9 protein-coding genes are annotated in these 5,291 nt (G+C 33.8%); all 9 read right to left on the reverse strand.

The annotated features are described in order from the left end of the window. Positions 1-283: hypothetical protein (locus GMD6S_RS08075; RefSeq protein ID WP_001148763.1), on the reverse strand; the 283-nt coding region annotated here is incomplete at its 3' end. Beyond that, entirely contained in the window at positions 264-656 is a 393-nt protein-coding gene (locus GMD6S_RS08080) for a hypothetical protein (protein WP_000439965.1), read from the reverse strand. The genes GMD6S_RS08080 and GMD6S_RS08075, both read right to left, overlap by 20 nt. Then, the gene (locus tag GMD6S_RS08085) at positions 638-1,918 is read right to left on the reverse strand and encodes a hypothetical protein (RefSeq protein ID WP_000144640.1); all 1,281 of its coding nucleotides are present in this window, start codon (positions 1,916-1,918) and stop codon (positions 638-640) included. The genes GMD6S_RS08080 and GMD6S_RS08085 overlap by 19 nt, the downstream gene beginning before the upstream one ends. Further along, positions 1,918-2,346, reverse strand: a complete 429-nt coding sequence (locus tag GMD6S_RS08090) for a hypothetical protein (protein ID WP_000606020.1) — start codon at positions 2,344-2,346, stop codon at positions 1,918-1,920. The genes GMD6S_RS08085 and GMD6S_RS08090 overlap by 1 nt, the downstream gene beginning before the upstream one ends. A 94-nt stretch (positions 2,347-2,440) precedes the next feature. Continuing rightward, positions 2,441-2,878 carry a hypothetical protein gene (locus GMD6S_RS08095; RefSeq protein WP_001066087.1) on the reverse strand — a complete coding sequence of 146 codons (438 nt, stop codon included), beginning with the start codon at positions 2,876-2,878 and terminating at the stop codon, positions 2,441-2,443. A 104-nt stretch (positions 2,879-2,982) separates the two neighbouring features. Then, the gene (locus GMD6S_RS08100; protein ID WP_001027475.1) at positions 2,983-3,426 is read right to left on the reverse strand and encodes a hypothetical protein; all 444 of its coding nucleotides are present in this window, start codon (positions 3,424-3,426) and stop codon (positions 2,983-2,985) included. Between the two features lie 96 nt (positions 3,427-3,522). Further along, a complete protein-coding gene (locus tag GMD6S_RS08105; protein ID WP_025172943.1) occupies positions 3,523-3,948 on the reverse strand; it encodes a hypothetical protein in 426 nt (141 codons plus the stop codon). Between the two features lie 100 nt (positions 3,949-4,048). Continuing rightward, a complete protein-coding gene (locus GMD6S_RS08110) occupies positions 4,049-4,483 on the reverse strand; it encodes a hypothetical protein (RefSeq protein WP_001065608.1) in 435 nt (144 codons plus the stop codon). A gap of 151 nt (positions 4,484-4,634) precedes the next feature. Continuing rightward, positions 4,635-5,291 (reverse strand): CPBP family intramembrane glutamic endopeptidase (locus tag GMD6S_RS08115; RefSeq protein WP_000408923.1); only part of this gene is annotated, 657 nt, incomplete at its 5' end.

Below are 5,291 nucleotides of genomic sequence, written 5' to 3' on the forward strand. Positions count from 1 at the left end.
CATCATACTTGAGTAACATATTAGGAATCTTTTCTTCAAGACTCTTGCGAACTTTTCCTCGTATTGCAGTGTCCATTTGGCTGTTTATGCTTGTGATAGTTGATTTGGTTTCTGTAGCAATTTTCTTAGCTGTCTTACTAAAGTTTTCTTTTAATTTATTTTTTGCTGTTATTGCTATCTTTGCTTCCGCAATGATTCGGTTTCGTTCCATCATTCGATACATTTGTTTCAGTGCATATTGATATTCTTCATCTGTGTAGTATTCATTCATTGGTGCTTGCATAATCTCTCCTTAGTTTGTGAAATTCTTCCTCTAATTCATTTCTTTTTTTGCGAAACTCGTTATCGTTTTTTTCTCTCTCATTTTCGAGTTTAATTCTATGTTCTCGGTATACTTGTTCCGAAAAGTGTCTCAGATTTTCTATTTCTGTAAAGTAGTCTCTAACATCATCAGCAGTTGATGAAAATTTTCTCAAGACTTGATACATTTTATCAACTTCATCAGACATCAGTTTTTCTAAATTTGCATTTCGTTCGTTTAAATCGAGTGCTTTATCATCGAGTTCTTTCTTTTGTTGATAATATTGTTCTTCTAGATTAAACAGTTCTCTCTCTTTCTCTCTAATTTCCTCCCATTTCACATCTTTTCTTTCCATTGTCTGAACTCCTTGGCAAATTGTGTGTCTGTTGCTACTGTTTTTTCAATGACATTCTGTAATTGTTTGTCTAACTGTTCAAATGCTTGGGCGGAAGCATTCATCTTAGTGACTGTTTGTGTTGTCTCTGCCTGAAAAGTATCGATAAACTGTGCTTGAGTGATACCTTGGCTAGCAAAAATGGCCTCAACCTCATAGGGAGCTAATGCTGTGTAGCTTGTAAAATCGATTTTTGACCAAATTTCTTGTAATTCCTGATTTGCTTTTTTGGCTAAGGCGCTCACTTCATCAGCTCCAGTTCTTGCTGCAGTAGCCATAGATGATGATAGGATAGAACCTTGAGCTGCATCTAAGTATATTTCCTCAGAACTACTAATACCACCTGATGACCATTTTGACTTCAAGTCCTTGTAATGAGCCATTCCTCGGAGACTGTTGGCATAGGCTCGATAAACACCACTGATTAAGGGTTTTCCTCCCTTGCCATCTATAACTTGACCAGTTACAGGATCAAACTCCCAGTCCTCAATTTTATGGCTCGAACCATCAATCCAATGAATCGTGCTAGGCATAGAATTTGTAATATCAATCGGACTGGTGTACCTTTCTGGGTGATTAGAGTCATTCCAACGTACTACATTATCATGTTTTCTACGGTAATCTATAAACATAGAAGGGTTGCTTTCAATAAATGCTTTTTCTTCCAGTGTAAGTCCACCATATTTAAACCAAGCATTAAAAGTGGTTGTAGGGATGTGGTATTTAGCTCCCACCTTCAGCATGTAAGATCCTTGTGAATAACCTGATAGTTGACTGACTTCATATCTAGGATCGTCCATAATCTCTTTTACAAATTGGTCAGCAACCTTATATTGTGGAGATAAGTAAGTTTGCCTTGCAATTATGGCACTATAGAAATCGCGTGAACCAAACATAGTTTTATTCACCGGACTATCAGGATCCGTTCCAGCAGCAATCACAGCTACATTTTTATAATCTGGTTCGCCGTTGACAATAGGTGCAACTGCTAGCCCGTCAAAACCTGTTTCAGTGTCAGACTTAGTGGCAACAACACGGAATTCTTGACCATCTGAGGTAGTTATGGTGTTGGTTTTTTCTAAATCATCAGGAGATATACTTTCACTGAGATTTGAATTGACATAAGTCCGACCGTTACGCTTAGCGAATTCAAGATTTACACTATATACAGCATAATCCCGATTCAAATTGTTTAACTGCTCATCTGTATAGGAAAATGTCATCATTGTTCTCCCGTGCTATTATCTGAATATGTAACAATTACTTTTAAGTCGGTCACTCCTTTGTAATTGTTAAGGAATTGCCTTTTCTCATTGGTCAATGAACCTTGATAATTCTTTTTATCATGGAGTCCATGGCCTATCCTATACTTAGTTTTTCTTTCATCATTAAATTTGATTTCTACATCACAAGACCATGAACCTGGAGGGTTTGTGTAGTTTGGATTGGAAATCTTAATCTCCTCAATCCCTTCATAGGAATTTTTTAAAGCGTTGACCAAGCTGATTTCGTACTCTCTATTCCGACGTTCTTCTTGAGACTTCCCTAACATACTAAACACAAAAACACCTCCTGTTGTGATGGCTACGAGTAGAAAAACTATGAATAATGGTTTATAGCTTTTTCTTAATCTGTCTTTACTCATTATCATTTCCTCTTTTTCTCAGCATATTCAGCATTGACACTGTATACATTCTTCCCATGCTTTAATTCATTGAGTTGTTTGTCAGTATAATTAAATACCATTACTGTTCCCCTGTTTCACCATTTGAATAAATCACTTTTACATTTTTTTCTGTAATTCCACGATGGTTTATCAAATATTGATTATCATCTTTTCGAGAACTATTTTGAAAATCTCTACTTCTTATTTCGTTATTTTGTTTATTAAATGCGATTATATAACTTAGTTGTTTGCTATCAGAGAAAAATATTTTAACTTTTGCGCCCCAAGCATCAGACGGAATTGATGCATATGAAGGGTCGGTTATATGTACCTCCTCAATCCCTTCATAGGAATTTTTTAAAGCATTAACTAGACTTACTTCATATTCTCTATTTCGACGCTCTTCTTGGGATTTCCCTAACATACTAAACATAAAAACACCTCCTGCTGTAATGGCTACGAGTAACAAAACGATTAGTATCCTTTTATGGCTTTTTTTATTGCTGGAATTATTCATTTAAGCTTTTCCTCTTTTTCTACTTGAAAACTCTTCATTTACCATATAAATAGCAAAATCTTGGGTTAAATTATTCAACTGATTATCAGTATAATTAAATACCATTATTGCTCTCCTGTTTCACCATTTGAATATCGTACTAATATTGTAGATTCTGTTTTACCAATGTGTTTTTGAAGTATCGACCATTGTTGATCAATTTCTTCATTAGTATCCCCTTTCATAAGACCATCATGGTTTTCTTTATAGGTTAATCTGTGATTAATTCCATAAGTAATAGTTTGACTATCATTGAACTGTACTGAAATATCACAAGACCACGAACCCGGTTTGTCATTATTGTAAGGATCCATAATCTTAATCTCCTTAATCCCTTGGTAGGAATTCTTTAACGCATTAACCAGACTTACTTCATATTCTCTATTTCGACGCTCTTCTTGAGACTTCCCTAACAACCTAAACATAAAAATAGCTCCTGCTGTGATGGCTACGAGTAACAAAACGATTAGTAGTCTTATATATCTTTTTTTATTGCTGGAAATATTCATTTAAGCTTTTCTCCTTTTTCTCCTTGAAGACTTTTCGTTCACACTATAAACAGCATAATCTTGGTTTAAATTATTCATCAGTATAATGGAAATTCATCATAGTTCTCCTTGCTCGCTATCAGAATAAGTAATTCTCACTGACTTTAAAGTTTTCCCTCTATGAGTTTCTAAATACTGCCAATCTTCGTTTGTTTCTTGACGGCCACCATAATTGATTTTATAGTTTAAATGATGATTAATCTCATATGAAAGAGTTCTTTCATCATTAAATTTAATTTCGATATCACAAGACCACGAACCTGGTGGGGTTGTATAATCAGGATTGGAAATCTTAATCTCCTCAATCCCTTCATAGGAATTCTTTAACGCATTCACCAAACTAACTTCATACTCTCTATTTCGACGTTCTTCTTGAGACTTCCCTAACAACCTAAACATAAAAACACCTCCTAATGTGATGAATACGAATAGTAAAACTATGAATAATGGTTTATAGCTTTTTCTTAATCTGTCTTTACTCATTATCATTCCCTCTTTTTCTCAGCAAATTCCGCATTGACACTATATACATTCTTTCCATGCTTTAATTCATTGAGTTGTTTATCAGTATAACTAAATGCCATTATTGCTCTCCTTCGTCATTATTAGAATAAGTTACCCTAATTTTCGAAGCAGTTTTACCCTTGTTTTCATTTAAAAATTGTCGATCTTTTACTCTATTTTCCCATTCCAATGAAGTATCTGTTATTTCTTCAGTGTCTAGAGAATATCCAATACCATACTTAATTTTTACTTCATGTTTAAATTTGATTTCTACATCACAAGACCACGAACCAGGAGGGCTTGTGTATTCTGGATTGGAAATTTTAATCTCTTCAATCCCTTGGTAGGAATTCTTTAAGGCATTAACCAAACTTACTTCATACTCTCTATTCCGATGTTCTTCTTGCGATTTTCCTAACAAACTAAACATAAAAATAGCTCCTGCTGTGATGGTTGCGAGTAACAAAATGATTAGTATTCTTGTATGACTTTTTTTAATTCCAGAATTATTCATTTATGCTTTTCTCCTTTTTCTTATTATACAATATTCTAATCATTCTTTACAAAGTAGGGGGTAAAAATCATACTATATACTGAAAATTAGATTTCTAATTCTTAAAAAACCAAATCTTTTTTGATTTGGTTTTGAAGGTTTATATTTAATTTTATTTATACCGATTATACTCATCTTTTTTATGTACTACCATATAGCAGGATACCAAGATGACGAAGATTTTAAGCAGGAAGGTTTCGGATCGATCAGTATCTATGGTTAGCTGAGACAAGACATTAATGATCGAATGTGTCATAACGCAAATCCAGAGATTCTTTGTTTTGATATAAAGAGCTGAGAGTATGAAAGAATTCGTCAGCAATCCAAATAAAAACGGTAGAGTTTGCAGAGTTGCTAGGGAGCCATCAATGTAAAAGAACAACAGATGCCAAATCGCCCAGCTGAAAAAGGTTAGAATTGCTGAGTAAAAATATGGCAACTTTTCTTGTAAAATTGGTTGAAAGACATATCGCCATCCAATCTCTTCTATACCGCCAAAGACAATAAATTTGAAGAACATCAAAAATGGGAGATACCAGCTAAATTCTACTATTTTCCCACCAAACATTAGAAAAGAAAAATCAAGGACAATAAGGAAAAAAGATAATAAATAGTGTTTATAACTGGTATGAATGTTAAAAAAATCTTTTACAATCTTTTTAAAATGAATATGAAAATAGTGATTTGCAACAATTGTTCCCCAAAGAGCTGAAGAAATGCCACCTAGAAAGATTCCTAAAATAGATAATAGATTGGAATGAATAGAAAA

It is taken from the genome of Streptococcus sp. GMD6S, from assembly GCF_000297015.1.

What these genes read in the sequence shown, in the direction of transcription:
- GMD6S_RS08085 (WP_000144640.1), bottom strand. Translation starts at nt 1,918, where the DNA reads ATGACATTTTCCTATACAGATGAGCAGTTAAACAATTTGAATCGGGAT.
- GMD6S_RS08080 (WP_000439965.1), bottom strand. Translation starts at nt 656, where the DNA reads ATGGAAAGAAAAGATGTGAAATGGGAGGAAATTAGAGAGAAAGAGAGA.
- GMD6S_RS08095 (WP_001066087.1), bottom strand. Translation starts at nt 2,878, where the DNA reads ATGAATAATTCCAGCAATAAAAAAAGCCATAAAAGGATACTAATCGTT.
- GMD6S_RS08105 (WP_025172943.1), bottom strand. Translation starts at nt 3,948, where the DNA reads ATGAGTAAAGACAGATTAAGAAAAAGCTATAAACCATTATTCATAGTT.
- GMD6S_RS08090 (WP_000606020.1), bottom strand. Translation starts at nt 2,346, where the DNA reads ATGATAATGAGTAAAGACAGATTAAGAAAAAGCTATAAACCATTATTC.
- GMD6S_RS08100 (WP_001027475.1), bottom strand. Translation starts at nt 3,426, where the DNA reads ATGAATATTTCCAGCAATAAAAAAAGATATATAAGACTACTAATCGTT.
- GMD6S_RS08110 (WP_001065608.1), bottom strand. Translation starts at nt 4,483, where the DNA reads ATGAATAATTCTGGAATTAAAAAAAGTCATACAAGAATACTAATCATT.